Annotated in this window: 27 protein-coding genes and 1 tRNA gene; 19 read left to right on the plus strand and 9 right to left on the minus strand. The window is 70.1% G+C overall.

The window, feature by feature from the left end:
• Nucleotides 1-36: 36 nt before the first annotated feature.
• The 5 genes from ASE68_RS06135 (at nt 37) to groL (ending at nt 4,265) form a co-directional block, all read left to right on the plus strand.
• Entirely contained in the window at nt 37-333 is a 297-nt protein-coding gene (locus ASE68_RS06135) for a DUF3263 domain-containing protein (RefSeq protein WP_055856279.1), read from the plus strand.
• A gap of 28 nt (nt 334-361) precedes the next feature.
• Entirely contained in the window at nt 362-904 is a 543-nt protein-coding gene (locus tag ASE68_RS06140; protein ID WP_055856281.1) for a LytR C-terminal domain-containing protein, read from the plus strand.
• Nucleotides 905-1,103: 199 nt separating this feature from the next.
• The gene (locus tag ASE68_RS06145; protein ID WP_055856285.1) at nt 1,104-1,304 is read left to right on the plus strand and encodes a cold-shock protein; all 201 of its coding nucleotides are present in this window, start codon (nt 1,104-1,106) and stop codon (nt 1,302-1,304) included.
• Between the two features lie 155 nt (nt 1,305-1,459).
• A complete protein-coding gene (locus ASE68_RS06150) occupies nt 1,460-2,515 on the plus strand; it encodes a DUF3048 domain-containing protein (RefSeq protein ID WP_055856288.1) in 1,056 nt (351 codons plus the stop codon).
• A 130-nt stretch (nt 2,516-2,645) separates the two neighbouring features.
• Entirely contained in the window at nt 2,646-4,265 is a 1,620-nt protein-coding gene (gene groL, locus ASE68_RS06155) for a chaperonin GroEL (RefSeq protein ID WP_055856291.1), read from the plus strand.
• 93 nt (nt 4,266-4,358) lie between these two features.
• On the opposite strand, the gene ASE68_RS06160 is transcribed toward groL, so the two are convergent.
• The 3 genes from ASE68_RS06160 to ASE68_RS06170 all read right to left on the minus strand — a co-directional run bounded on the left by ASE68_RS06160 (nt 4,359) and on the right by ASE68_RS06170 (nt 7,298).
• The gene (locus ASE68_RS06160) at nt 4,359-4,649 is read right to left on the minus strand and encodes a WXG100 family type VII secretion target (protein WP_055856294.1); all 291 of its coding nucleotides are present in this window, start codon (nt 4,647-4,649) and stop codon (nt 4,359-4,361) included.
• A 125-nt stretch (nt 4,650-4,774) separates the two neighbouring features.
• Nucleotides 4,775-6,568 (minus strand): HAMP domain-containing sensor histidine kinase, encoded by a 1,794-nt coding sequence (locus tag ASE68_RS06165; protein ID WP_055856297.1) that lies wholly within the window; start codon nt 6,566-6,568, stop codon nt 4,775-4,777.
• A gap of 31 nt (nt 6,569-6,599) precedes the next feature.
• On the minus strand, nt 6,600-7,298 hold the full coding sequence (locus tag ASE68_RS06170) for a response regulator transcription factor (protein ID WP_055860832.1): 699 nt from the start codon (nt 7,296-7,298) through the stop codon (nt 6,600-6,602).
• 88 nt (nt 7,299-7,386) lie between these two features.
• Here ASE68_RS06170 and ASE68_RS06175 point away from each other — a divergent pair, with 88 nt between their 5' ends.
• From ASE68_RS06175 to ASE68_RS06185, 3 genes are read left to right on the plus strand one after another with little or no spacing between them, the layout of a single operon-like run.
• The gene (locus ASE68_RS06175) at nt 7,387-8,673 is read left to right on the plus strand and encodes an NAD(P)/FAD-dependent oxidoreductase (RefSeq protein ID WP_082462067.1); all 1,287 of its coding nucleotides are present in this window, start codon (nt 7,387-7,389) and stop codon (nt 8,671-8,673) included.
• A 41-nt stretch (nt 8,674-8,714) separates the two neighbouring features.
• Nucleotides 8,715-9,569 (plus strand): dihydropteroate synthase, encoded by an 855-nt coding sequence (gene folP / locus ASE68_RS06180; RefSeq protein WP_055860836.1) that lies wholly within the window; start codon nt 8,715-8,717, stop codon nt 9,567-9,569.
• Nucleotides 9,566-10,294 (plus strand): pyrimidine reductase family protein, encoded by a 729-nt coding sequence (locus ASE68_RS06185; protein ID WP_055856303.1) that lies wholly within the window; start codon nt 9,566-9,568, stop codon nt 10,292-10,294. Before folP ends, ASE68_RS06185 begins: the two co-directional genes overlap by 4 nt.
• 67 nt (nt 10,295-10,361) lie before the next feature.
• Here the strand turns inward: ASE68_RS06185 and ASE68_RS06190 are convergent, their stop codons facing one another.
• From ASE68_RS06190 to ASE68_RS06200, 3 genes are all read right to left on the minus strand, one after another.
• Nucleotides 10,362-12,002 (minus strand): DNA repair helicase XPB, encoded by a 1,641-nt coding sequence (locus ASE68_RS06190; protein ID WP_055856305.1) that lies wholly within the window; start codon nt 12,000-12,002, stop codon nt 10,362-10,364.
• 102 nt (nt 12,003-12,104) lie between these two features.
• Entirely contained in the window at nt 12,105-13,973 is a 1,869-nt protein-coding gene (locus tag ASE68_RS06195) for a helicase-associated domain-containing protein (RefSeq protein WP_055856309.1), read from the minus strand.
• 9 nt (nt 13,974-13,982) lie between these two features.
• The gene (locus ASE68_RS06200) at nt 13,983-14,258 is read right to left on the minus strand and encodes a multidrug ABC transporter ATPase (RefSeq protein WP_157421566.1); all 276 of its coding nucleotides are present in this window, start codon (nt 14,256-14,258) and stop codon (nt 13,983-13,985) included.
• Nucleotides 14,259-14,368: 110 nt separating this feature from the next.
• Here ASE68_RS06200 and ASE68_RS06205 point away from each other — a divergent pair, with 110 nt between their 5' ends.
• Both ASE68_RS06205 and ASE68_RS06210 read left to right on the plus strand, forming a co-directional pair.
• A complete protein-coding gene (locus ASE68_RS06205) occupies nt 14,369-14,749 on the plus strand; it encodes a cold-shock protein (RefSeq protein WP_055860839.1) in 381 nt (126 codons plus the stop codon).
• Entirely contained in the window at nt 14,742-15,701 is a 960-nt protein-coding gene (locus ASE68_RS06210; RefSeq protein WP_055856315.1) for a DUF3027 domain-containing protein, read from the plus strand. The genes ASE68_RS06205 and ASE68_RS06210 overlap by 8 nt, the downstream gene beginning before the upstream one ends.
• Here the strand turns inward: ASE68_RS06210 and ASE68_RS06215 are convergent.
• Nucleotides 15,677-15,943 (minus strand): DUF2530 domain-containing protein, encoded by a 267-nt coding sequence (locus tag ASE68_RS06215; protein WP_055856318.1) that lies wholly within the window; start codon nt 15,941-15,943, stop codon nt 15,677-15,679. The two genes, ASE68_RS06210 and ASE68_RS06215, sit on opposite strands and share 25 nt — an antisense overlap.
• Nucleotides 15,944-15,948: 5 nt before the next feature.
• On the minus strand, nt 15,949-17,064 hold the full coding sequence (gene serC, locus ASE68_RS06220) for a phosphoserine transaminase (protein ID WP_055856322.1): 1,116 nt from the start codon (nt 17,062-17,064) through the stop codon (nt 15,949-15,951).
• Nucleotides 17,065-17,134: 70 nt separating this feature from the next.
• Here serC and ASE68_RS06225 point away from each other — a divergent pair, with 70 nt between their 5' ends.
• The 7 genes from ASE68_RS06225 (at nt 17,135) to ASE68_RS06255 (ending at nt 24,403) form a co-directional block, all read left to right on the plus strand.
• The gene (locus ASE68_RS06225; RefSeq protein ID WP_055856324.1) at nt 17,135-17,827 is read left to right on the plus strand and encodes a metal-dependent transcriptional regulator; all 693 of its coding nucleotides are present in this window, start codon (nt 17,135-17,137) and stop codon (nt 17,825-17,827) included.
• 408 nt (nt 17,828-18,235) lie between these two features.
• Entirely contained in the window at nt 18,236-18,928 is a 693-nt protein-coding gene (locus ASE68_RS06230; protein ID WP_157421567.1) for a C40 family peptidase, read from the plus strand.
• A 372-nt stretch (nt 18,929-19,300) separates the two neighbouring features.
• Nucleotides 19,301-19,798, plus strand: a complete 498-nt coding sequence (locus ASE68_RS06235) for an HNH endonuclease (protein WP_055856330.1) — start codon at nt 19,301-19,303, stop codon at nt 19,796-19,798.
• Between the two features lie 211 nt (nt 19,799-20,009).
• Nucleotides 20,010-20,417 carry a hypothetical protein gene (locus ASE68_RS06240; RefSeq protein ID WP_055856332.1) on the plus strand — a complete coding sequence of 136 codons (408 nt, stop codon included), beginning with the start codon at nt 20,010-20,012 and terminating at the stop codon, nt 20,415-20,417.
• Between the two features lie 29 nt (nt 20,418-20,446).
• Nucleotides 20,447-21,904, plus strand: a complete 1,458-nt coding sequence (locus ASE68_RS06245; RefSeq protein ID WP_055856335.1) for an SLC13 family permease — start codon at nt 20,447-20,449, stop codon at nt 21,902-21,904.
• 64 nt (nt 21,905-21,968) lie between these two features.
• Nucleotides 21,969-23,318: a M20/M25/M40 family metallo-hydrolase gene (locus ASE68_RS06250; RefSeq protein ID WP_055856338.1), complete on the plus strand. Its 1,350-nt coding sequence runs from the start codon at nt 21,969-21,971 to the stop codon at nt 23,316-23,318.
• Between the two features lie 134 nt (nt 23,319-23,452).
• On the plus strand, nt 23,453-24,403 hold the full coding sequence (locus ASE68_RS06255; RefSeq protein ID WP_055856341.1) for a CHAP domain-containing protein: 951 nt from the start codon (nt 23,453-23,455) through the stop codon (nt 24,401-24,403).
• Nucleotides 24,404-24,725: 322 nt separating this feature from the next.
• On the opposite strand, the gene ASE68_RS06260 is transcribed toward ASE68_RS06255, so the two are convergent.
• Nucleotides 24,726-25,760, minus strand: a complete 1,035-nt coding sequence (locus ASE68_RS06260; RefSeq protein WP_055856344.1) for a beta-propeller fold lactonase family protein — start codon at nt 25,758-25,760, stop codon at nt 24,726-24,728.
• A 168-nt stretch (nt 25,761-25,928) separates the two neighbouring features.
• Between ASE68_RS06260 and ASE68_RS06265 the strand changes: the two genes are divergently transcribed.
• Both ASE68_RS06265 and ASE68_RS06270 read left to right on the plus strand, forming a co-directional pair.
• The gene (locus tag ASE68_RS06265) at nt 25,929-26,501 is read left to right on the plus strand and encodes a hypothetical protein (protein WP_055856347.1); all 573 of its coding nucleotides are present in this window, start codon (nt 25,929-25,931) and stop codon (nt 26,499-26,501) included.
• Nucleotides 26,502-26,527: 26 nt separating this feature from the next.
• Nucleotides 26,528-26,599: transfer RNA gene (locus ASE68_RS06270), tRNA-Arg, on the plus strand.
• The last annotated feature ends 47 nt before the right edge of the window (nt 26,600-26,646 follow it).

A 26,646-nucleotide genomic window follows, 5' to 3' on the forward strand; every position in this document is an offset into this window, starting at 1 on the left:
CCCGAAGGCGACGCCGTCGCCCGCGGGAGGTGCACGATGAGCGTCGAACAGACCGCGCGCGACGACCACACCGCGCAGCTCGACGATCTGGCCCTGCGCGTGCTCGCCTTCGAGGCGCACGCCTGGCAGCAGCCCGGCGTGAAGGCCGCTGGCATCCGCGATGAGTTCGACATGTCGGCCGCCCGCTACTATCGGATCCTCGGAGAGCTGATCGACTCGCCGGCGGCGCTCCGGCACGACCCCATGCTGGTCAAGCGCCTCCAGCGACTGCGTGACGCACGGGCGGCGACCCGCGCGCGACGCTCGCTCTCGAACGGCCGCACGCTCGACTGAGCAGGCCCCGACACCGACGACTGGACCCATGGCGCAAACCCCCCCTCGAGATCGATTCGACACCATCCCGCACGGAATCGAGCGTGTCGGAGCCCACCGGGCGCCGCAGCGCCGCGGAGCGCGCTGGATCGCGTTCGGGTGGGCGGCCCTCGCCACGATCGTGCTCACCGGACTCGGCATCACGTGGGTCGTCGTGGCGAACGATCGCCTCGACTTCTCGGAGGCGACCCCGACGGCCCCGGCCACGCCGGTGGTGACCGCGGAGCCGACGATCGCTCCCGATGTGCCGGTGACGGTACTCAACGGCACCGACACGGCCGGCCTCGCCGCGACCGCGGCCGATGCCCTCACCGCCGCCGGCATCCCGGTCGGCGCGACCGCGAACGCGAGCGAGAACACCATCACGGATTCGGTCGTCTACTACGCGACGGCCGACCTCGAGGGCGCTGCGCGAGGCGTCGCCCAGGCGGTCCCAGGGGCCGACGTGCGCCTCGACGCGAAGTTCGGCGAGATCGGCACGCCCCTCGTGCTCGTCGTCGGCTCGACGTACGCCGAGAGCGTCGCAGGCTGAGATCCAGCGAATCGTTGCCATTCCGCGACATTTCGTTGCGTTTCACCCCTTCTCTTCGGCGCGTCCCCGTCATTAGTATCTGGAATTGGTCGCTCGAACCCGTGTGAACGCCCGGTACCACCACTGGTCCAGCACGAAGGGGGGCCCGGTACAGGCGACTGCACGTGCTGATCGACACACAGCTACATGGGAGCAACGCATGGCGAACGGAACCGTCAAGTGGTTCAACGCTGAAAAGGGCTACGGATTCATCACCGCTGACGGAGGTCAGGACGTCTTCGTCCACTACTCCGCCATCGACATGACCGGGTACAAGGTCCTCGAAGAGGGCCAAGCGGTCGTGTTCGAGGTCGGCACCGGTTCGAAGGGCCCGCAGGCCGAGGCAGTCCGCCCCGCCTGACAGACGCGTCGACGATGCGCCGCCGATCCCGCACCGGCGGCGCATCGTCATCCGCGCCGCCGAGCGTCTCCCGAGGGCGGCCGTCCGAGGTCGAGCGGCATGTCGATGCGGCGCGTCGCCCGCACTCGCCGGGGCCGTGGTGGTTGGCTGTGCGCATGGCGAGGCGGCGCGGATCTGCCGGGAGGTGGCAGGCGCACCTCGTGCTGCTCGCGGCATCCGCCCTGCTGCTCGCCGCGTGCAGCGCCGAAGGCCCGCAACCCGTCGCGACGCCGACGCCCACGGCACCAGCACGCGCGGTCGGTGAATCCGGCGTCCCGGCCGCCGTCGCGTTCGCGCCGCTGCGAGGCACCCGTGCCGATTGGGCCGCGATGCAGCATCCGTCGCTCGCCGCGAAGATCGACAACCATGAGGAGGCGCGCCCGCAGATCGGGCTCAACCGCGCCGACATCGTGTTCGAGGAGTTCGTCGAGGGCGGGCTCACGCGCTACCTGGCGGTGTGGCACTCCGACATCCCGGCGCAGATCGGGCCCGTGCGCTCGATCCGGCCGATGGACCCCGACATCGCGACCCCGTTCGGCGGCATCATCGCGTACTCCGGCGGGCAGGAGCAGTTCGTCGAGATGATGCAGGCGACCCCGCTCGTCAACGTGGTCTTCGACTTCGACGACACCGGGCTCTTCACCCGCGCCGACGAACGCCCGGGCCCGCACGACGTGATCCTCGATGCGACCGAGGTGCTCGCGCGCAACGCCGAGCTGCCTCCGCCCGCGGTGCAGTTCGCCTACGGCGGCACCGACCCGCTCTCCGCGCCCGCCTTCGCGGCGAAACCGACGTCCGGCATCTCGCAGGTCTTCTCCGACGAACGGTATCCGTCGTGGTCATGGGATGCCGCGGCATCCGTCTGGCTCAGGTCGCAGGAGGGCGCACCCGACTTCGACGACACCGGCGCGCAGGTGCAGGCCGTGAACGTGGTGACCCTCCGCGTGGACATCGACTGGCGCTATGGCGAGGTGCCGAAGACCGTGCTCGTCGGTAGGGGGGAGGCGTGGGTGTCGGTCGGCGGACGAACGGCGCACGGCACGTGGAGCAAGAGTGCGCAGGCGGCCCCGATCGTGCTCACGTCCGACGGCGGCGACCCGCTCCTGCTGGCTCCGGGCAACACCTGGATCGAGCTCGTGCCGACGACCGGATCGGTGTCGTTCGCACCCTGAGTGAACCGTGTGCGCCATCGGGCGCTCGCTTGCACTCATGGCAGTCGAGTGCCAGAATCGTCTTAGCACTCATTCGAATCGAGTGCTAACGAGAATCTTTGAGACGTCCGAGAAGGGACGAGAAACACACATGGCAAAGATCATTGCTTTCAACGAGGAGGCCCGCCGCGGTCTCGAGCGTGGCCTCAACACGCTCGCCGACGCGGTCAAGGTGACCCTCGGCCCGCGCGGTCGCAACGTCGTGCTCGAGAAGAAGTGGGGCGCTCCCACCATCACGAACGACGGCGTGTCGATCGCCAAGGAGATCGAGCTCGACGACCCGTACGAGAAGATCGGCGCCGAGCTCGTCAAGGAGGTCGCCAAGAAGACCGACGACGTCGCCGGTGACGGCACCACGACCTCGGTCGTGCTCGCCCAGGCGCTCGTGCGCGAGGGCCTCCGCAACGTCGCCGCAGGCGCCGACCCCATCTCGCTGAAGCGCGGCATCGAGAAGGCCGTCGCCGCAGTGACCGCCGAGCTCGTCGCCAACGCCAAGGAGGTCGAGACCAAGGAGGAGATCGCCGCCACCGCGTCCATCTCCGCCGGCGACCTCGAGATCGGCGCGCTGATCGCCGAGGCCATCGACAAGGTGGGCAAGGAAGGCGTCGTCACCGTCGAGGAGTCGAACACGTTCGGCACCGAGCTCGAGCTCACCGAGGGCATGCGCTTCGACAAGGGCTACCTGTCGGCGTACTTCGTCACCGACCCCGAGCGCCAGGAAGCGGTCTTCGAAGACCCGTACATCCTGATCGTCAACGGCAAGGTCTCGAACATCAAGGACCTCCTGCCGATCGTCGACAAGGTCATCCAGACCGGCAAGCAGCTCCTCATCATCGCCGAGGACGTCGACGGCGAAGCGCTCGCGACCCTGATCGTGAACAAGATCCGCGGCATCTTCAAGTCGGTCGCCGTCAAGGCCCCCGGCTTCGGCGACCGTCGCAAGGCGCAGCTCCAGGACATCGCGATCCTCACCGGCGGCCAGGTCATCTCCGAGGAGGTCGGCCTCAAGCTCGAGAACGTCACCCTCGACCTGCTCGGCCAGGCCCGCAAGGTCATCATCACCAAGGACGAGACGACCATCGTCGAGGGTGCCGGTGACGAAGAGGGCATCGCCGGTCGCGTCGCGCAGATCCGCGCCGAGATCGAGAACACCGACTCCGACTACGACCGCGAGAAGCTCCAGGAGCGCCTCGCGAAGCTCGCCGGCGGCGTCGCCGTCATCAAGGCGGGCGCGGCCACCGAGGTCGAGCTCAAGGAGCGCAAGCACCGCATCGAAGACGCCGTCCGCAACGCGAAGGCAGCCGTCGAAGAGGGCATCGTCGCCGGTGGTGGCGTCGCCCTCATCCAGGCGGGCAAGACCGCCTTCGAGAAGCTCGAGCTCACGGGCGACGAGGCGACCGGCGCGAACATCGTGCGCGTCGCGATCGACGCTCCGCTCAAGCAGATCGCCCTCAACGCCGGCCTCGAGCCGGGCGTCGTGGTCGACCGCGTGCGCAACCTCCCGGTCGGCCAGGGCCTCAACGCCGCGACCGGCGAGTACGTCGACATGCTGGCCGCCGGCATCAACGACCCGGTGAAGGTCACCCGCTCGGCACTGCTCAACGCAGCGTCGATCGCCGGCCTGTTCCTCACCACCGAGGCCGTCGTCGCCGACAAGCCCGAGAAGAACCCGGCTCCGGTCGGCGACCCCACGGGTGGCATGGACTTCTAGTCCGAACCGATCCACGGCCGTCACGGCCTGATCAGCGCGAAGGGCGCCTCTGTTCCGGAGGCGCCCTTCGTCGCGTGCGGGGAGTTCGCGCGATCAGCGCAGGAACAGCCGCGCGTTGGCCTGCTCGGCCTCGGTGTACTGCGTGGCGGCGAGGCCGAGCGCATGGTTGAGCCCGTCGAGGCTCTGCTCCACCTGCAGCTGCGTCGCACGCCAGTCGGAGACCGCCCCTTGGAAGGCCGTCGCCGCCTGACCCGACCACGAGGACTGCAGCCCCGTGAGCTGGCCCAGGAGCGACGCGACTTCGGACTGGATGCGGCCGATCGTGCCCTGCACGGTCTGGGTCGCGGCCGAGACCTGGGCGGCATCGACGTGGTAACTCGACATGGGGGTCCTTTCGTTCGGTTGGTGCCGCCACGGTACGCCGAGCGTCCCCTGCATCGAGCCGCGGGGAGACGGTCGTGTGCGCGCAGCGGCGAGCCGAGCCGAAGGGGAGGAGGAGTGCCCGGAGATCAGTCCGTCGTGACGGGCTGCGGGGCGGCCGAGCTGCCGGCGAGGGGCAGGAGCACGCGGAACGTCGCGCCGCCGCCCGGGGTCTCGACGACGTCGACGGCGCCATTGTGCGCCGCCACGATCGAGGACACGATCGCGAGGCCGAGCCCGGAGCCTCCGGTCTCGCGCGTGCGCGACGTGTCGGCTCGCCAGAACCGCTGGAAGATCTTCTCGCGGATCTGCGGGGGGATGCCCTCGCCGTGATCGACGATCTGGATCATCGCGCGCTCGGTAGCGGAATCCGCGCTGACCCGGATCTCGACCGGGCTGTCGTCGGACGTGAACCGCATGGCGTTGCCCATCAGGTTCGTGATCACCTGGCGGATCTTGTTCTCCTCGGCCAGCACCACGGCCCGCGAGGCTCCGGACCCGGCGGATGCGGGACGGGTCGCGCCGTTGACCGGAGCATCGTTCGCGGAGACCGCCGCGCTCGTCGAAGCCGCCGTGGCCGCCGGCACGGCGACGACGCGCTTGCCGCCGGTCGTGGACGGCTCGGTCGTGCGCGGCCGGCGATTGCGGAGGCGGGCGAGCGTCGCACCCGCGAACGAGATCGCCCCGGTCGCCGGTCGGTCGGGTGCGGCACCGGTCACGGCGGGGGTGCTGCCGACCGGTGCCGCCGCGGCATCCGGGGCGGTGACGTCGTCGGGGGTCGTGACGGTGATCGTGCGACCCGGGTGCGCGGCCATGGCGTCGAGGGCGGCGTCGCGGGCGAGGGGCACCAGGTCGACTTCGGCGAGCACGAGGGGCTTCGCCTCGTCGAGACGGGCCAGGGCGAGGAGGTCCTCGACGAGGCCGCCCATGCGGATGGCCTCCTTCTCGATGCGCTCCATGGCCTGTGCCACGTCGTCGGGGGTCTGCAGGGCGCCCATGCGGTAGAGCTCGGCATACCCGCGCACCGACACGAGCGGCGTGCGCAGTTCGTGCGACGCGTCGCCGACGAAGCGGCGCATCTGCTCGATCGTGCGCGCGCGATCGCGGAAGGCCCGGTCGATGCGGTTCAGCATCGTGTTCAGCGAGCGATTGAGCCGGCCGACCTCGGTGTTCGGCGTCGCGCCGCCGAGTCGTTGGCTGAAGTCGCCGTCGGCGATCGCGGCCGCGGTCGCCTCGACCTCGCGGAGCGGCGTGAACGTGGTGGTCACGAGCATGCGGGTGAGCAGCGCGCCGACGAGCACGACGCCGATGCCGAAGCCGAGGAAGATCGTGAGGTAGACCGCGATGAGCGACTCGGTGTCCTTCGAGGAGATCGCGATGATGATCGGCGAGTACACCCCGTGCTGGTCGGCGACCATGAGCGCCGTGACGCCGCGGAAGGTCTTGTTGCCGTCGGCGTCCTTCAACTCGAACACCGTGTACTTGCCCGAGCTCTGCGCGTTCGTCGCGTTGACGTCGGCCTGGGTGAATGACTCGGGGATGCGCGGCCGATCCTCGATCGGCCGGTCGTCCCAGTTGGTGCCGTCGAGCATGCCGGTCGTCGCGTCGTAGACGGCGACGAACACCTGGTCGTTCTCGGAGAACGCGCGCGAGTCCTTGTCGGGCGAGGCGTCGGACTCGTCGGCGACGAAGTACTTGTCGAGGCTGCCGCCCGCGATGCTGCCGAGCTTCGCCGACATCTGGTCCTCGACGTAGGAGCGCAGCATCGCGGCCGTGCCGATGCCGGAGACGAGCAGCCCGAGGGTCAGCATCAGCACCGTCACACCGGTGATCTTGGTGCGCAGCGAGATGCGGTTCCACCGCTCGGAGATCGTCTGATGCATAGCGGGGCGAGTCTAAGTGGTGGACCCTGAGTCAGGGCTTGGAGGCCGAGGACTTCAGCATGTACCCGAACCCGCGCTTCGTCTGGATCAGCGGCTCGGTCGAGTGCTGGTCGAGCTTCCGTCGCAGGTAGGAGATGTAGCTCTCGACGATGCCGGCGTCGCCGTTGAAGTCGTACTCCCAGACGTGGTCGAGGATCTGCGCCTTCGAGAGCACTCGGTTCGGGTTCAGCATGAGGTAGCGCAGCAGCTTGAACTCGGTGGGGGAGAGCTCGACGGGCACGTCGCCCACGAGCACCTCGTGGGTGTCCTGGTCCATGACGAGCTCGCCGGTGCGGATGACGGCGTCTTCTTCGGCGTGCATCGTGCGGCGCAGGATGGCCTTGATGCGCGCGACGATCTCGTCGAGGCTGAACGGCTTGGTGACGTAGTCGTCGCCGCCGACCGTCAGACCCGTGATCTTGTCTTCGGTGTCGTCTTTCGCCGTGAGGAACAGGATCGGCGCCGTGTAGCCGGCCGAACGCAGGCGTTTGGTGACGCCGAAGCCGTTCATGTCGGGCAGCATGACGTCGAGGATGATCAGGTCGGGTTCCTCTTCGAGGACCGCCGAGATCGTCTGGGCGCCGTTGCCGACCGCTCGCACGGCGAAGCCGGCGAAGCGGAGGCTCGTGGTGAGCAGGTCGCGGATGTTGGGCTCGTCATCGACGATGAGAATGCGTGGTCCATCGCTCATGTTGACCATCTTCTGCGCACTGGCTGGAACTTTCCTGAACATTCTTCGAGGGTCGTGAAATCCGTGCGCCGAATGGAACACTTGGCCTATGGCGTCACATGAGCGAGTGGTCGTGGTCGGCGGCGGTCTGACGGCGGCTTCGGCGGTGGGATCGGTCCGCGAGGCGGGTTTCGAAGGCGAGGTCGTGGTGGTCGCCGAGGAGCCTCGCCTGCCGCACGAGCGCCCGCCGCTCTCGAAGGGCTACCTGAACGGGGCGGATGCCGCGAGCAGCGTCTACCCGCACGATCAGCGGTGGTACCGGCGGCACGAGATCGACGTGCGACGGGGCGCGCGCGCGGTCGCGCTCGATCCCGCGGCGCACACGCTCGACGTCACGAACTCCGACGGAGCGACCTCGACGCTCGACTACGACCGCGTGCTGCTGGCGACGGGCGCCCGACCGCGTCGGTTCTCCGGCCCTGGTGCCGGGCTCCGCGGCGTGCACGTGCTGCGCACGCTGCCCGATTCGACGAGGCTGCGAACGGCGCTCCGTCGAGGTGATCGTCGCGTCGTCGTGGTCGGCGGCGGGTGGATCGGCCTCGAGGTGGCTGCCGCGGCGCGCGGATACGGCAACGAGGTCAGCGTGATCGTCCGGGGCGACGAGCCGCTCGAGGCCGTGATCGGCCAAGGGCTCGGTCGCATGTTCCGGGGGCTGCACGAGCAGCACGGCGTCGCGATCCGCGGCGGGGCGGCCGTCACGGCGCTCAGGGGCGAGCGCGGCAGGGTCGCGGCGGTCGTGCTGGGCACGGGCGAGGAGGTCGCGGCCGACCTGGTGGTGTTCGGCATCGGCGCGATCCCGAATGCGGAGCTCGCGGCATCCGCCGGGCTGAGGGTCGACGATGGCATCGTGACCGACGCGTCGTTCCGCACGAGCGCCGTCGACGTCTTCGCCGCCGGCGACGTCGCCGCGGTGTGGAACCGCGTGCTCGAGCGGCACCTGCGCGTCGAGCACTGGGCGAACGCCCTGGCGAGCGGCGCCGCAGCGGGGCGCGCCCTCGCGGGCGAGCCGGTCGTCTTCGACGAGGTCCCCTACTTCTTCACCGACCAGTTCGACCTCGGCATGGAGTACTCGGGCTACGGCGACCTCGCCGTCGGCGCCGAGGTCGTGGTGCGCGGCGACGTGCCGCTCACGGCGGCGTCGGGGCCCGGCACGACCCGAGAGGGCATCGTCTTCTGGCTGGCAGCCGACGGTCGCGTCGTGGCGGGCATGAACATCAACGTGTGGGATGTCAACGAGCAGGTCCAACGCCTCATCAGGTCGGGTCGCGTGGTCTCGCGCGAGGAACTGGCCGACTCCTCCGTGCCGCTCGACGCGCTCGCCGGGGACGCCTCGTGACGGCGGCCGCGGCCGCATCGTCGTCGCCTTCCGTCGACGGCATGGTGCGCACCATCGGCCCGCGCACCTTCGACTTCGCGCGCGAGGTCGCGGTCATGGCGATCGTGAACCGCACGCCCGACTCGTTCTACGATCGGGGCCGCACCGACGCGCTCGACGCCGCCGTCGCGGCCGGGCGTCGGGCGATCGCCGATGGCGCCGACTGGATCGACATCGGCGGCGCCAAGTTCGCGCCTGGTCCACCCGTTCCCGTCTCCGAGGAGATCGACCGCGTGGTGCCCGTGGTCGCGGCACTCGCCGACGCGGGAGCCGTCATCTCGGTCGACACGTTCCACGCCGAGGTCGCCAGGGCCGCGATCGCCGCGGGGGCGCATGTCGTGAACGACACCACGGGGCTCAGCGATCCCGCGATGGCCGAGGTGCTCGCCGAGACCGGCGCCTCGGTCGTCATCACGCACAGCCTGGCGGCGCCGCGCACGCCGCTTCCGTCGCCGCGGTACGACGACGTGGTGCTCGAGGTGGCCGACTACCTGCGCTCCCGGGTGGCGAGGGCCGAGGCGGCGGGCGTCGCGCCCGATCGCATCATCATCGATCCGGGCCACGACCTGAACAAGCACACGCTCGACTCGCTCGAGCTCACGCGGCGCCTCGACGAGATCGTCGCCATCGGCTACCCGACGCTCGTCGCGCTCTCGAACAAGGACTTCGTCGGCGAGAGCCTCGGGCGCCCGCGCGCCGAACGCGTCGAGGGCTCGATCGCCGCCGCCGTGTACTGCGTGCTGCGCGGCGCGCGCATCGTGCGCGTGCACAACGTGCGCGAGACGGTCGACGCGATGCGCATGGTCGAGGCGATCGAGGGCTGGCGCGAACCTGTGTTCCTGGAGCACAACCGATGACCGGCGAGGCCGCCGTCGATCGCGAGCGGTTGCTCGCCGCCTACGCGCCCGAGCAGCGGTCCATGCCGCAGATCCGCATGAACTTCGTCGCGAGCATCGACGGAGCGGTCACGGTCGACGGGCGCAGCGGCGGGCTCGGCGACGCGAACGACCGGCTCGCGATGCAGGTCATGCGCACGGTCGCCGACGTCGTGCTCGTCGGGGCCGGCACGGTTCGGGTCGAGGGCTACGGCGGCCTCGCGGTCGACGAGGCGGATGCCGCGTGGCGGCGCTCCCACGGGCTCGCAGACCAGCCCCGCATCGCCGTGGTCTCGTCACGGCTCGACCTCGACCCGCGGCATCCGTTCTTCCGCGATGCCGTGCGGCGGCCGGTCGTGGTCACCCATGCGGCCGCGGCTGAGGCGCGTCGGGCCGCGCTGGCGGAGGTGGCCGACGTGCTCGTGTGCGGCGAAGGAGAGGGCGACGTGGTCGACCTCGCCGAGGCGCAGCGCGCACTCGCCGACCTCGGCCTCGCGCAGGTGCTCTGCGAGGGCGGGCCGCACCTGTTCGGTGCGCTGCTCGACGCCGACCTCGTCGACGAGGTCTGCCTCTCGCTCAGCCCGATGCTCGTCGGCGGCGAGGCCGGACGCATCGTGCAGGGCAGCCGTGAGGCCGCCCGCTCCATGAAGCTCGGGCACGCCATGCCGGCCGGCGACCTGCTGCTGCTCCGCTACGTGCGGGGCTGAACTCGCAACGCGGCCGAGCGAGACTCAGGCGCGACCGCGACCGCGACCGCGACCGCAACCGCGCGGCTCAGGCGGCTTCGAGCGCGTGCGCGTCGAGGATCGTGTAGCTGTATCCCTGCTCGGCGAGGAACCGCTGGCGATTCTGCGCGAAGTCCTGGTCGACGGTGTCGCGCGCGACGAGCGTGTAGAAGTTGGCGGTGAGGCCGGACTCCTTCGGCCGCAGCAGGCGCCCGAGTCGCTGCGCCTCCTCTTGACGCGAACCGTACGAACCCGAGACCTGGATCGCGACGGTCGCCTCGGGGAGATCGACCGAGAAGTTCGCGACCTTCGACACGACGAGCACCTGCGTGGTGCCGTCGCGGAACTCCTGGAAGAGGCGTTCGCGTTCGTCGACGGAGGTCGCACCGGTCAGCTGCGGAGCGCCGAGCGCCTCGGCGAGCTCGTCGATCTGGTCGAGGTACTGGCCGATCACGAGGATGCGCTCGCCGCGGTGCTTGGCGACGAGCTCCTTCACGACCTCGAGCTTCGCGGGCGCGGTCGCTGCGAGCCGGTAGCGCTCGTCGTCGGCGGATGCCGCGTACGCGAGTCGTTCGGACTGCGGCAGGTCGATTCGCACCTCGTAGCAGGCCGCGGGGGAGATGAAGCCCTGGGCCTCGATCTCCTTCCAGGGGGCGTCGAATCGCTTGGGGCCGATGAGGCTGAACACGTCGCCCTCTCGGCCGTCCTCGCGCACGAGCGTCGCCGTCAGGCCGAGACGGCGCCTGGCCTGCAGCTCCGCGGTGAGCTTGAACACGGGGGCGGGCAGCAAGTGCACCTCGTCGTAGACGACGAGGCCCCAGTCGAGCGCATCGAGGAGCGCCAGGTGGGCGTACTCGCCCTTTCGCTTCGCGGTGAGGATCTGGTAGGTCGCGATCGTGACCGGCTTGACCTCCTTCACCTGCCCCGAGTACTCGCCGATCTCGTCGGCGGTGAGGCTGGTGCGCTTGAGCAGCTCGTCGCGCCACTGCCGCGCCGAGACGGTGTTCGTCACGAGGATCAGGGTCGTGGTCTTCGCGGTGGCCATCGCGCCCGCGCCGACCAGCGTCTTTCCGGCGCCGCATGGCAGCACGACGACGCCGGAGCCGCCGTCGAAGAAGTTGTCGACGGCCTTCTGCTGGTAGTCGCGCAGGTGCCAGCCCGATTCGTCGAGGTCGATCGGATGCGGCGTGCCGGGCGTGTACCCCGCCAGGTCTTCTGCGGGCCAGCCGAGCTTCACGAGCTCCTGCTTGAGGGCGCCCCTGGCCCACGCCTCGACGAGGAACCCGTCGTCGATGCGCTCGGTGAGCAGCGGTGCGATGCGCTTCGCGTTGGCGACCTCGGTGAGTACCGCGATGTCGTCGGAGCGCAGGCGCAGCGCGCCGTCGTCGGTGCGGTCGACGACGAGCCGGCCGTATCGTGCCACCGTCTCTCTCATGTCGACCGAGACGGTCTGCGGCACGGGGAACTTCGCATAGCGCTCGAGCGTGCCGAGCATGTCGTCGGACGTGTGCCCGGCGGCCCTGGCGTTCCAGAGTCCGAGGCGCGTGATGCGGTAGGTGTGCACGTGCTCTGGTGCGCGCTCGAGTTCGGCGAAGACCGCGAGGTCGTGGCGCGCGTCCTCTGCGAGCGGGTGCGCGACTTCCAACAGCACGGTTCGGTCGCTCTGCACGATGAGGGGGCCGTCTGACATAGCCATCGAGTCTACGCCCGGTTCATGGGTGGTCGGCCGCCGTCGCGCAATCGGCGGCCACCGGCATCCGATTCAGGGCGCGACCTGATTCTCGGCGCGCGCTCAGACGTTCGACGGCGCCGGGGCGACGGAGGCGATCGCGGAGAGGGGCAGCGTGCGCTCGATGTCCGCCTTGCGGTCCCGTGCCCGCAGACGCCCGTTCGCCACGCTCGCGGGGGCGAGCAGGTAGTCGGCGGTGGTGCCGCCCGGCATGCGCACGGTGACCGTGAGCGTCTCCTTCGAGCGGGCGGCCGCCTCGAGCTGGCGGGCGAGCCAGGCGACCTCGTCGGTCGCGTCGTCGTCGTTCTTGGCGAGGAGCCGGTCGAGCAGTGCAGCGATCGGATCGCTCGCGGGCGGCACCGGCGGAGACTGCGCCAGGTGGTGCCGCCGCAGGCGCACGATGGTGCCCTCATGGTCTTCGGCCGCGACCGGGTAGCGGGCGTCGGCCAGCGCCCAGAAGACGACGTCGGGGGCGAAGCGCGAGAGCAGGCGGTGCGGCCCCACCTGTCGGAGCCCGACCGCGTTCAGGGTCTGGTCGACGGCGAGGGTGCCGATGAGCTGGTCGTCGTCGGAGCGCACCACCGTGCGGGCCGGCAGATCGGCCTCGTCTGCTGCGGCGACGCGCACGCTGCCGAACCGCCGCGCGGCCTCGCCGACGAGGTAGGCGACGGGCTGCGGGATCCCGGTGAGCGAGATGCCGCCGAGGAACTCGAGGATCGACTCCGACGTCTCACCCGCGGCGAGGCCACGGTTCACGGATGCCGCGCTCACGCGATAGGTCGAGGCCAGGTCGCGCCCCTCGACGTCGGCGAACCCCCGCAGGCGGGCGTCGAGCGCCGGCTCGAGCGGGCCGGGGGAGACGACGGTGAGGTCGTGCTGCACGTACACCTTGGAGACCTGCGCCGGGAAGTGCACGGCGAGGGCGGATGCGGCGCGGTTCACCTCGCCGGTGAGCACGAGGCGGCCCGACTCGACGGGTTCGCCGGCGACCGCGAGGCCGATCGCCTCGGCGTCGTCGACCAGGCGGTCGAGGCCGTCGTCGAGCCACTTTCCGCCAGCCGGATAGAGCCAGCGCACGTCTTCGCGCAGGTCGGTCGCCGAGATCGACTCGCTGCGTCGTGCGACGAGCTCGCGCAACGACGGGGGGATGCGGGCGAGCCACTGTTCGGCGAGACGCTGCCAGCGGTCGGCCGAACCCAGCTGCGACCACTCGGCGCCGATGTCGGACTCGAGCCAGTACGCGCCGTCGCGCAACACGAGGCCGGCCTCGTCGGCGCGGTGGAACAGGCGGGGGAGCGCGTCGAGGTCGATGCCGCACGCCTCGGCGAGCCGCTTCGAGTCGGGCAGCGTGAGGCCGCCCTTCGCGAGTTCGCGGGCGGGCTGGTTGCCGACGGCGGCGAGCAGTTCGGCGGTGGCGGCGACCGTCGCGTACGCGGATTCTGCGGCCCGCCGATCGAGCAGCGTGCGGTCGACGTCGTCGACCCCGACGAGCACGGGCGGAGCGGGAGCGGCCAGCTCGGCGGCATCCGGGATGTCGCGCTCCATGCGCACTGCGAGGCGGCCGGAGACCGCTGCGGGCAGGTGCACGCGCTGATCGTCGACCGTGAGGATCAGGGAGTCGGCGAGTCGGCGCAGCAATTGGGGCACGGCGGCCGCGAGCTCTGCCGATGCGCCGAGCCGTGCGAGCTCACCGGCCACCGCATCGACCGTCGTGCCCGTGTGGTCGGCGGTCAGGTTCGCGGTCGCCGCGAGCACCGCGAGGCGCGGGCGGTCGAGGCGGGAGATGACGTGGTCGAGTGAATCGGGAGCGAGCAGCACCTCGGCGAGGTCGAAGAGGTCGCGGATGCCGGTGGCATCGAACTCACGCGTCGCCAGCGCCGCCTCGAGGTCGGCGCGGGGCAGCGAGCGGAGTCGTGCGGCGAGTTCGAGCATCGTCTCCGATCAGTTCGTCTGGGCCCGCGCGGTGCGCGAGCGGTTCACGGCGTGCACGATGAAGAGGGAGATGAGGAGCAGGAACGCGAGCGGCAGGCCGAACCACGGCAGCATGATCACGATCGGCCAGACGCCCTGGCTGAAGCCGTCGTTCTCGGCGACGCCCGCCATGGTCGCGATGAGCACGGCGATGAACGCGGCGACGGAGAGCATGACGAGACCAGTGAACATGTATGCGAGAACGCGTTCGATGCGCTGGCTGCCGGACTGCTGGGTTTCGCTCACCCTGCAAGGATAGGGCAGCGCACCGCCCGAGGGGGGCGTGACTCTAGACTGGTGCATGCACGGCGCACGTCTTCTCGCGCGCCTTCGACGACATGAGCGAGGTTTCCACGATGCCCACCGGCAAGGTCAAGTTCTACGACGAGGAGAAGGGATTCGGCTTCATCAGCTCCGATGACGGCCAGGAGGTCTTCCTCCATGCATCCGCTCTTCCCGCCGGTGCGACCGTGCGCGCGGGCAGCCGACTCGAGTTCGGTCTCGCCGAGGGCAAGCGCGGCGCGCAGGCGCTCTCGGTCCGCGTGCTCGACGCACCCGTGAGCCTCGCGAAGATCAATCGCAAGCCCGCCGACGACATGGCGATCATCATCGAAGACGTCGTCAAGCTCCTCGACTCGATCGGCGCAGACCTCCGTCGCGGCCGCTACCCCGAGAAGTCCAAGGCGCGCACGGTCGCAACCGTGCTGCGCAAGGTGGCTGACGACCTGGATGCCTGAGTTCACCGAATCCGAGACGGATGCCGCCGAGTCGACGTCCGAGGCCGTCGCACCCGACGCTCTGCTCGAGGCATCCGAGCCGACGGCGGCGGAGCCCGACGCAGCGCCCGAGCCGGACGCAGCGCCCGAGCCGGACGCAGAGCCCGAACCCGACGCGTCGCCCGAGTCCGACGAGCCCGATGCTGTGCCCGAGCCCGTGATCTTCGAGCCCGACCCGGTGCTCCTCGCCTCGGTCGACCTCGCGCGACGGGCCCTGCTCGAGACGACGGCGCCCGAGACGGTCGGTTCCGTCATCGGCCACATCGCCGAAGACGAGCACGTGCTCACGCTGCACTTCGCCTCCGACATGTCGGGCTATCCCGGCTGGCACTGGAGCGTCACGATCGTGCGCGTCGACGACGACGAGCCGACGATCGTCGAGACGCAGCTCATGCCCGGAGAGCGGGCACTGCTCGCTCCCGCCTGGGTGCCGTGGTCGGAGCGGCTCGCCGACTATCGAGCAAACCAGGCGGTCGCCGCGGTCGCCGCTCGTGAAGCGGGCGAGGAGCTCGACGCCGACGAGCGCGACTTCGACGACGCGTCCGAGGAGCTCGAGATCGTCGGCGACGACGAGTTCGACGACGACGAAGAGCACGAAGATGAGCACGACGACGAAGAGCACGACGACGTCTTCGACGGCATCGACATCGACGCGCTCGACGGACCGATCGAGTCCGACGACGCCGACACCGATGACGACGAGTCGGACGATGACGACGAGTCGGGCGATGACGACGAGTCGGACGATGACGACGAGTCGGTTGATGACGACGAGTCGGTTGATGACGACGAGTCGGACGACGATGAGTCGGACGACGACTCCGCCGAGCTGGACGACGACACGTCAGCCGCAGAGGCGGCCGTCACCGAGGCGCCCGACGCCGAGCGTCAGGACGCGTCGCCCGAGCGCTGACGTGCGCGCCGGCGCCTGATCGCCTGCACGACCGCGAGCGAGACGACGCCGATCAGCACGCCGACGGCGCACGCCCAGATCAGCCAGCCGAGCCCCGACGACGCGAGCGCGTCGCGCAGCAGCAGGCACACCACGAGGGCGACGAGCCACAGGGCGGTGCCCGCGAGCACCGCCTTTCGCGCGTCGGCCCGGGCGGGCGCCGGATCGGGCCGACGCTCCGCCTCGGGGAGCCAGAGCCGCATCGGCGTCAGCCGATCTGCTCGAGCACGTAGTCGATCGAGGCGGTCAGCGCACGGACGTCGTCGGGCTCGATCGCGGTGAAGGTCGCGACGCGGAGCTGGTTTCGCCCGAGCTTGCGGTAGGGCTCGGTGTCGACGACGCCGTTCTCGCGGAGGATCGAGGCGATGCGCGCGGCATCCGTCGACTCGTCGAAGTCGATCGTCACGACGACCTGCGAGCGATCGGCGGGGTCCGCGACGAACGGGGTCGCGACCGTGGTGCGCGCCGCCCAGTCGTAGAGCACCGACGAGGACTCCCTGGTGCGGGCGTCGGCCCAGCTCAGTCCGCCCGACGCGTTCATCCACTCGAGCTGGTTCTCGAGGAGCAGCAGCGTGGCGAGGGCCGGCGTGTTCAGGGTCTGGTTCAGGCGCGAGTTGTCGACCGCGTTCTTCAGCGAGAGGAACTCGGGGATGTACCGCTCGCTCGCGGCGATGCGCTCGACGCGTTCGATCGCGGCCGGGGAGAGGAGGGCGAACCAGATGCCGCCGTCGGAGGCGAAGTTCTTCTGCGGGGCGAAGTAGTAGACGTCGAACTCGTTCGGGTCGACGGCGACGCCGCCCGCGGCGCTCGTCGCATCGATGACGGTGAGCGCGCCTTCGTCGCCCGAGACGCGCTGCACGGGCGCCATGACGCCGGTGGAGGTCTCGTTGTGCGGCCACGCGTACACGTCGACGCCTTCGACGGCCTCGGGGTTCGAACGCGTGCCCGCGGCGGCCTTGCGCACGTCGGGCGCCTCGAGCCAGGGCGCGGCCGCGGCGCCGGCGAACTTCTGGCCGAACTCGCCGAACGAGCTCAGCTGCGCGCGGCGCTCGATGAGACCGGATGCCGCGGCATCCCAGAATGCGGTCGAACCGCCGTTGCCGAGCACGACCTCGTATCCGTCTGGAAGGTCGAAGAGGTCGGACAGGCCCGAGCGCACGCGGCCGACGAGGTTCTTGACGGGGGCCTGACGGTGCGAGGTGCCGAGCAGGGACGGGCCGACGGCCGCCAGGTGGGCCAGCTGTTCGGGGCGCACCTTGGAGGGGCCGCAGCCGAATCGTCCGTCGGCGGGCAGGAGGTCGCTGGGGATCACGATGCTCGGCATGGACGGAAGTCTACCGAGCCGTTGCAGCGGGCTAGGCTTGATGACGGGCTGCGACAGGGAGGGCTTACTGGTGACGGATCTCATCGACACGACGGAGATGTACCTCCGGACCATTCTCGACCTCGAAGAAGAGCACATCGTGCCGCTTCGCGCCCGCATCTCCGAGCGGCTCGGTCACTCGGGGCCCACGGTCTCGCAGACCGTGGCCCGCATGGAGCGCGACGGACTCGTCGTCGTCTCCGACGACCGTCACCTCGAGCTGACTGCCGAGGGCCGCAGCAAGGCCGTGCACGTGATGCGCAAGCACCGACTCGCTGAGCGCCTGCTCGCCGACGTCATCGGGCTCGAGTGGGAGTACGTGCACGACGAGGCATGCCGCTGGGAGCATGTCATGAGCGAGCAGGTCGAACGTCGCCTGATCGAGATCCTCGGCGAGCCGAAGGAGTCGCCGTACGGCAATCCCATCCCCGGCCTCGAAGAGCTCGGCCTGACGCCGGCAGACCCGTTCATGACGGGTGTGGTGCGCGTCACCGACGCCATCGCCGAGCGTGATTCCGCGGTGCGAGGCGTGGTGCGCCGGCTCGGCGAGCCGGTGCAGTTCGACCCCGAACTCCTCCTCCAGCTCAAGCAGGCCGGCATCATGCCGGGGGCCTCCGCGACCTTCACGCGCAGCGGCGCATACGTCGCCGTCGAGGTCGACGGCGTCGAGGGCGCGCTCGAGCTCCCGAACGAGGTCGCGGGGCACATCTTCGTCGCGGAATGAACCCGGAATGAACCTGAGAGTTCGCAAGGGATCGCAGTAAACCGTGATCGGAATGTGACATTCAAGCAACCCTCGCGTATTCTCGGTCGAGTTCGACGGCACGAAGCCGGTCGTCGGACCAGAATCGGGATCGCCCCTCGGCACTCACCGCCCGGTTCAGGACGAAGACGCGCCTCGAGCGCACCAGGTGAGACGGAGCCCGACTCCGTGGGGCGGTGGAGGAAACCCGATTTGGCTCGATTCACCCCACGCCGCCGTTTCACGTCACCGAAGCGGGGCGTCGCCTCGAAGGTCGTCGTCCCCAGCGTCAGCCCCGAACCCAAGCCCACCGTCGATGCGGCCGTTGCCGCACGACCGCTCGCCTCGACCCGCCGGCTCCGCCGTGGCGGCGTCGCGAACGTCGCGGTCATGACGATCGCAGCCGGCATCGTCGGAACCATCGCGATCCCCGCCTATGCGTTCGCGCCGGGCAGCACGGGCCCGCAGTTCGCGACGAGCGCCGAGACCAGGATGACCAAGGCGCAGGCCCAGTCGGTCGAGGTCGCCGAAGACGTCATCGCCGCGCCCGTCACGAAGGACGGCTTCGCCGCCGTGACGGCCGAGGAGATCGAGGCTGCCGCCGAGGCCAAGCGACAGGCCGACGAGGCCGCTGCCGCCGCCGAGGCCGCGCGCGTCGCAGCCGAGACCGCGATGACCTCGTACGCCGCGTCGTACGAGGGCCCGTCGGTCGGCGACTTCCTGGCGAACCCGCCGTATCCGAGCTTCGACCTCGGCAGCGTGTACGGCGTCGCGACGCAGTACATCGGCACCCCGTATGTCTACGGCGGTGCGACCCCCGCCGGCTTCGACTGCTCGGGCTTCGTCATGTACGTCTACGCCCAGTTCGGCGTCGCCATGCCCCATTCCTCCGCTGGGCAGGGCGCTATGGGCACGGTCATCTCCGAGGCCGACGCGCAGCCGGGCGACCTCGTGATCATGGACGGCCACGACGGCTTCTACGCCGGCAACGGCATGATCCTGCACGCCCCCTACGAGGGCGCCTCGGTTCGGGTGCAGCCCATCTGGACCAGCGACTACACGATCGTCCGCATCGGCATCTGATCGGTGAACATCGGATGACACGGCTGCCGAACGCCGCGGAGGATGCCCCTCCGCGGCGTTCATGCCGTAGCCTGAAGCTCTGACGATCTGAGATCCGGGCGAGGGGAACGCCGATGGTTCGCACGTGCAGCATCCATTCCACGGATGCGCGCGCGCAATTCCACCAACGGCGCAGTAGTCAGCCGAGTACCGCACGAGCCGACGTTTCGACGGGCACTGTCTTCATGACGGTGCCCGTTCTGCGTTTTCGGGGCGGAACCCGGCGGCGAGCGGCATCCGCCCCACCCGTGCCATCGAGCGGCCGCAGCGCCGTCGGAGCGTCGACCCGTTCACGCGGCTGGAAGCCATCCAGCCCCGATCGAAAGGCACTCCATGCGCACCCTCGTGCTCAACGCCGGCTATGAGCCCCTCGCGGTCATCTCGTTCAAGCGGGCCCTGCTGCTGGTCATGAACCAGAAGGCAACCGTGATTCAGCATGACGAGGGCAACCCCGTCTGCGCGGCGAGCGGTTCGTGGCAGAGACCGAGCGTGATCATCCTCACGAGATACGTGCGCACGCCCCGCGTGCACGCGGTGCCCGTGAGTCGCAGGGGGGTGCTGCGCCGCGACGAGCACCGGTGCGCCTACTGCGGCCGATCGGCCGCGACCATCGACCACGTGCTGCCGCGCTCTCGCGGCGGACGCGACACGTGGGAGAACCTCGTCGCGTGCTGCCTGCGCTGCAACAACATCAAGAGCGACCACACGCCCGCCGAGATGGGCTGGGAGCTGCGCTTCACCCCGCGCATGCCGCACGGACGCAGCTGGGTCGTGCGCGGGTTCGAGCGGACCCTCCCGCAGTGGGACGAGTACCTCTCCACCGCAGCCTGATCCTCGACGGCCGGGCCGGGCCGGGCCGGGGCGGGCCCGGACCGGACGGGCTGAGCAGAGCGGGCCCACGCCACCCACGACACGCGAAGCGGGTTGTTGACCCCGGGCGACGCCGAGCGCCATACTCGGCACAAGATCGAGATTTCGATCCGGGGGCATCCGCTCAAGAGGGGTCGTGAGCGGATCACATCGCAGATGGGCGGTACTTGTCATGGCTGAGTCTCGGCAACTGAGCGGTTGGGTCGGATGGATCGGCTTCGCCGCCTTCATCCTCATCCTGAGCGGTCTGTTCAGCATCATTCAGGGCTCGATCGCCCTCATCGGATCGAACTACTACTACGCGGTCGGCAACGGGACGCTCTTCCTGTTCGACCTCACCGGTTGGGGATGGTGGAACCTCATCATCGGCGTGGTGCTGACCCTCACCGGCTTCGCGCTGTTCTCCGGTGCGACATGGGCCCGCATCGTCGCGATCATCGCGGCTGGGCTCAGCGCCATCGGGCAGCTGCTCCTCGTTCCCGCGCAGCCGTGGTGGGCGATCATCGTCATCGCCATCGACGTGCTCGTCATCTACGCGATCACGGCGCACGGACGCGAACTGCAGGCGTCCGGCGAGTGATCCGGCGGCTCGGAGGGGGGTAGGTAACCATGGAGATCTTCCTGGTCGTCCTGCAAGCGGTCGTCGTCGTCGGCGCCATCGCCATGGGCGTTCGCACCGGTGGTCTCGGGCTCGGGCTCTGGGGCGTCGTCGGGACCGTGATCCTCGTGTTCGGGTTCCACCTCCCACCGGGCGCCATCCCGATCGACGCCTTCTTCATCATCATCGCCGTGATCACGGCGTCGTCGGCGATGCAGGCCGCGGGCGGCATCGACTACCTCGTCTCGATCGCGTCGAAGATCATCCAGCGCAACCCGAAGCGGCTCACCTATGTCGCGCCGCTCGTCGCGTTCGTGTTCACGGTGCTGTCGGGCACGTCGAACATCTTCTTCGCCCTCATCCCCGTGATCTACGAGACGTCGTATCGCAACGGTCAGCGACCGGAACGGGCGCTCGCGGCATCGACGGTCACGTCGGGACTCGGCATCACCGCGAGTCCGGTCTCTGCGGCCATGGCTGCATATCTGGTGCTGATGGACGGCACCGGATACGGACTGCCCCAGATCCTCCTCATCACGGTTCCCGCCGCCATCGTCGCCTGCATCGTGACCTCGTTCGTGCAGCAGCGACTCGGCAAGGACCTCCTCGACGACCCCGAGTTCCTGAAGCGGGTCAAGGCGGGCACCGTCGAGGTGCCGGCCTCGCTCAAGCAGCGCTACGAAGCCAAGGTCGGCGGTGGCGCGGTCGGGGGCACGGCGACCGCCACGGCGACCGCCACCGCTCCTGGCGGCGGCGGCGGCGCCTCGCGGAGCGCGGCGACGTCCCGGGCCCCGATCGAGCACCCCGTGCCGCCGGGCGGCGCCGTCTCGGCGTGGATCTTCGTCTCGGGCACGCTGCTGATCGTGCTGTTCGGCCTGTTCCCCTCGCTTCGTCCGGCCTTCCCCGACGAGGAGGGCGAACTCGTGCCGATCGGCATGTCGACCGTGATCGAGATGATCATGTTCACCGTGGCGCTCGTGATCATCCTCGTGCGCAAGGTCAAGCCTGCGAAGGTCGTCGAGCAGCCCCTGCTCAAGGCCGGCTTCGTCGCCGCGGTGGCGCTCTTCGGCATCGCGTGGATGGCCGACACCTTCATCGCGGCGAATGAGGAGACGATCATCGAGCCGCTCGGCGCGATGATCGAGACCAACCCGTTGCTGCTCGCGGTCGCCCTTTTCATCGTCTGCGGTCTCACGACCAGCCAGTCGGCGACGACGAACACGATGATCCCGATCGCCCTGGCCGCCGGTCTCGCCCCCGGCGTCATCACCGCGATGTGGCCGTCGCTCATCGGCGTGTGGCTGTTCCCGGCCAACGGCTCCCAGATCGCCGCCGTCGAGACGGACCTGACCGGATCGACGAAGCTCACCCAGGTGCCCGTCTGGCACTCGTTCACGATCCCGATGCTGGTGTCCTGGATCGCGGTCGTGGGGGCGGGCCTGCTCATCCAGCTGGTCGTACCCGCCTGATCCCACCGCGCGCCGACGAGTTCGGCCGCCATCGACGCAAGCTCGTTCGACGAGGAGGAAGCCCATGTCCGAAGAGATCTCCGCCGCAGCGGCCCAGCTGATGCCCGAGGTGATCGAGCGTCTCGAGGCCCTCGTGCGGATCCCGTCCGTCGCGTTCCCGGGCTTCGACCCCGAGCCGGTGCACGCGATGGGCGCTGCCGTCGTCGAACTCTTCGAGGCGGCGGGCGCCACCGGGGTGAAGCTCCTCGACGTGCCGGACGGCTACCCGTGCGTCTACGCCGACCTGCCCGGCCCGGCGGGCTCGCCGACGGTCCTGCTGTACGCGCACTACGACGTGCAGCCTGCGCCGAAGAGCCAGGGCTGGTCGAGCGAGCCGTTCGAACCCGTCACCAAGGAGGACGGCCGGATCTACGGGCGTGGGGCGGCCGACGACAAATCCGGTCTCGTGATCCACTACGGCACGCTGAAGCTGCTCGGCCCCGACCGGCCGTGCCACGTGAAGATCCTCGTCGAGGGCGAGGAGGAGACGATCTCGCATCTCGAGGCCTTCGTCGAGGCGAACCCCGACCTCTTCACCGCCGACGCGTACGTCATCGGCGACATCGGGCCGCAGCGCGTCGGCCGCGCTGGACTGACCACAGCCCTGCGCGGCGACGTGGCCTGCACGGTCACGGTGCGCACGCTCGCGAACCCGGTGCACTCCGGCATGTTCGGCGGCGCAGCGCCCGACGCGATGACCGCGATGATCCGGATCCTCGACTCCCTGCACGATGAGCACGGCGACACCGTGATTCCCGGTGTCGAGCACGGTCGATGGGGCGGCGCCGACATGGACGAGCAGGTCTATCGCGACGGCTCGGCGATCCTCCCCGGCGTCGAGTTCCTCGGCACCGGATCGCTCTCGGACCGCATCTGGATGAAGCCGTCGGTCACCGTGCTCGGCATGGACCTGCCGAACACGGCCGAGGCCTCGAACGTGCTCCTGCCGGAGGTGACGGCGAAGCTCTCGATGCGCATCGTGCCTGGATCCGACGGCGAGGCCCAGCTCGACGCGCTCATGGACCACCTCCGGTCGCAGCGGCCGTGGAACTGCGAGGTCGAGGTCGCCAAGGTCAAGGTCGGGCAACCGTTCGCGGTCGACGAGAGCCACCCCGCCATCATCGCCGCGGGGGCGGCGCTGGAGGAGGCCTACGCAGGGGCCGTGGAGAAGATCGGCAGCGGCGCGTCGATCCCGCTCGTGGCCTCGCTGCAGAAGATCGCGCCCGATGGGGCGATCATCCTCTGGGGCGCAGAGGACACCGCGCAGTCGCGTATCCACGCGTCGGACGAATCGGTCGACCCGGGCGAGATCGAGCGCATGATCGCGGCGCAGACCCTGTTCATCACGAAGCTCTCGGAGTCCGCCGCCCACTGATCGACTCGCCCGAGTGACTTTCGCCCACCGGGTGCCCTAAGGTGGAACGAGTCTCCGGAGCACCCGACCGGCGATGACGTACATCAACCCGAACCGAGCCGCGCCGCGGCCGGGCTGTGTCCGGAGGATCGACTTTGCACGAAGACCACGCCGAGCAGCCGTCGCGCTCGCAACGGCGCGCGGCTGAGTCCGTCGGCCGTTCGCGCGGCGGGGCACGGTCGGCGCCTCGTACCGGTCGGCGCAGCGCCGCGGCATCCGCCCCGGTTCCGAAGAACCCGGCCTCTGCCGACGTCCCCAAGAACCCGGCCGGCTCCCCGACGGCGCCGAGCGCGATCCGCAAGCCGATGACCGTGCGCCGAACCGGCCCGGTCCGGGTCTTCGCGACGCTGCTCGTGGTGCCCGCCATCTTCGGCACGGTCGCCGTACCGGCCTACGCGTTCATGCCCGGCGGCGATGCGTTCCAGCCTGGCGGCGCCTTCAGCTTCGCCGTGGCCGAAGCCCAGGACCTCGACGTCTCGTCGGTGGCCAGCGGCGCCCCGATCTCGTCCGACGCCTACGCCGTCACCACGAAGCAGGAGATCGACGAGGCTGCGCTCTCCGCGGAGGAGGCGGCGCAGGCTGCCTGGGCGGCCGAGCTCGCCTCGCGCGGGTCGGGCAGCTACGCCATCTACACCGTCAAGGCCGAAGGCGACGACTACCCCTGGTGGGACCAGATCCCCGACGACTACGGCGGAGGGCTCTCGCCGCTCCGCTACTACTACCGCGAGTGCGTCGACTTCGTCGCCTGGCGGCTGAATCGCGACGCCGGCGTCACGAGCGCTCCCTGGAAGTGGGACTGGTCGAACCTCGCCGCGGGCAGCGCGTACGCGTGGGCCGACGAATGGGTCTCGCACGGCTGGCCGACGAGCAGTGAGCCGGTCGTCGGCGCGGTCGCCTGGTTCCCGTACAACCACGTCGCCTATGTGCAGTCGATCAACGGCGACGGCACGGTGAACATCGAGGAGTACAACCAGAACTCCGACCACTCGTATCACCAGCGCACGATCGCCAAGGCGGACGCGCTGTACCTCTACCCGCCCGGCTGACGCCCGGCCGCTGCCGAGACTCCGCCGGCACCGTGACATCCACCTGCACCGCGACATCCGCCGGCGCCGTGACATCCACCGGCACTGTGACATTCTGGCGAAGAGTGCCGGCAAACTTGGACGACACGGACAGTGAACTCCGAGCGCGGCTCCCGTAGCGTGGTGAACCATCCCACGCAGAGGCAGGTGACCGCGATGACGCAATCCCCGGACGACACGCGACTCGAGGAGATCGCGTTCGTCGACGAGCTCTCGCCGACGACGTCCGCGATCGTGGTGCTCGGCTACAACTGAGCCGCGAAGTCCGCCCGGCGGGCGAGCGTCAGGGAAGGCGTGCCAGGCACGCGGGAGCCGGCGTGGCGATCGTCGAGACGACGCGCGTCGGCACGCCCGCTTCGAGGGCGACGATCGCGATCGAGTCCGAGGCCTGATCGGCGACGAGCGCGAACCGCTCATCGAGGGTGATGTGCAGGTCGCGCGGGTGGTGCCCGCCGGTCGGCACCGACGCGACGCGTTCGAGCGTTCCGGCAGCGGCGTCGAAGCGCAGCGCGACCAGCGCATCGGCATCGCGGTCGCCGATGAGCACCGTTCCGGCGCGCGTCGCCCGGATCGCCGAGAGGCCGAGCCCACGCGGCGTCACGCGCTCGTCGACCGGGAACCAGGCCAGCTCGCGCCCTTCGACGAGGTCGATGACGCTCGCCGTGCGGTCGAGTTCGTTCGCGACGATCGCGACGTCGCCGAGCACGACGAGATGGCGTGGGCCCGCGCCGGGGTGCACCGAGATGTCGTCGCCGTCGGCACGCTCCAGCGATCCCGGCAGCGACGCGAGGCCGACGACGCGGATGCGGTCGGATCCGAGGTCGGGCACGAGCAGGCGCGCGCGGGCGTCGTCGAGCACCACCTGGTGCGGGTGCGAGGACTCCTGCCGCGAGGTGTCGGGCCCGGTGCCGCTGAACGCGGCGAAGAGCGCGGCGTCGGCCGCGGCATCCGGAACCACCTGGTGCGCTGTGACCCTGCCGCCCGAGTAGTTCGCCGCGAACGCCCAGTCGCCGCTCGCATCGAACGCGATGTGGCAGGGGTCGGCCGAATCGGTCGCGCCGCCGGCCGCGAACGGGCGCACGGTGTCGCCGTCGATCGCCCACGTCGTGACCCGCCCCTCGGTGAGCTCGTGCACGATGCCGAGCACGCCGGCGGGGGAGACCGCGAGGAACATGGGGTTCTCGCCCACCTCGACCGGCTCGCCCAGCGTGGTCGTGCCGTCGGCCGCGACATCGAGCGGTCGGATGCCGCGGGCCGCCGACCCGAGTGCGCCGACCGTCGATGCGCCGACCCAGAACCTCGTGCCGTCGCCGCTCATCGTTCTCCGCTCGTCGTGGCGTGCTCGCGAATGGGCGGATGCCGTTCGCGCTGGAACGCCGTCGGACAGGGTATCGCGACCGGCGAGGCCAGCGCGCCGTCGGCCGTCTCGACCCCACCGTCGGCACAATGGCGAGCGGGGGATGCGGATGCGAGCGGGGGAGTGCAGATGAGCGAGCCGGGCGAGACGAGCGTCGACGCGCCACGCGCGCGCCGGCCGCTGCACGGCCTCGTGGTCGTCGCCGCGAGCCTGTCGGTCTGGTGGCCGGCGTTCACCCTCGGCGCATGGGGCGTGCTGTTCTTCGACCAGAACCTGATGGTGTGGGTCGCATCGACGGCCGCGTTCGTCGTGGTGGCGTTCCAGCCGCGGCCGTTCCCCCACCGCACGCGCCGGCTCATCGCATTGTCGATCCCGAGCCTGTGGCTCCTGCTGTCGTTCATCCCCGATGCGGGCGAGGACTGGGTGATGGGACTCATCGACCTGCTCGCGCTCGTCGTCGCCCTGGCCGGCATCCCGTTCACGCTGTGGGTGCTCGCGGCGATCTTCTGGCCTGATCTCGGGCAGGGGCTCTCGCGCGGGGCCGTGGCCGTCGGCATCGGCGCGATCGCCGGGATCGCGGTGCTCAGCTTCGTGCTCGGGGCGAACCAGGCGCTCTTCCTCACCTGCGAGGACTTCGCGTTGAGCGGCAACTCGAACCCGCCCGGATGCGTGCACGCGGTGCCCGACGGTCCGGCGGACTGACCGACTCGGGTAGGATTCTGCGGTCAGCCTCTGTAGCTCAATGGAAGAGCAGTTCCGTCCTAAGGAAAGGGTTGGGGGTTCGAGTCCCTCCAGGGGCACCGTTCATCGGCGGCGTTCATCGGGCACCGTTCGTCGGGTGTCGTCG

This window comes from Agromyces sp. Leaf222 (assembly GCF_001421565.1).
Lineage (GTDB): Bacteria > Actinomycetota > Actinomycetes > Actinomycetales > Microbacteriaceae > Agromyces.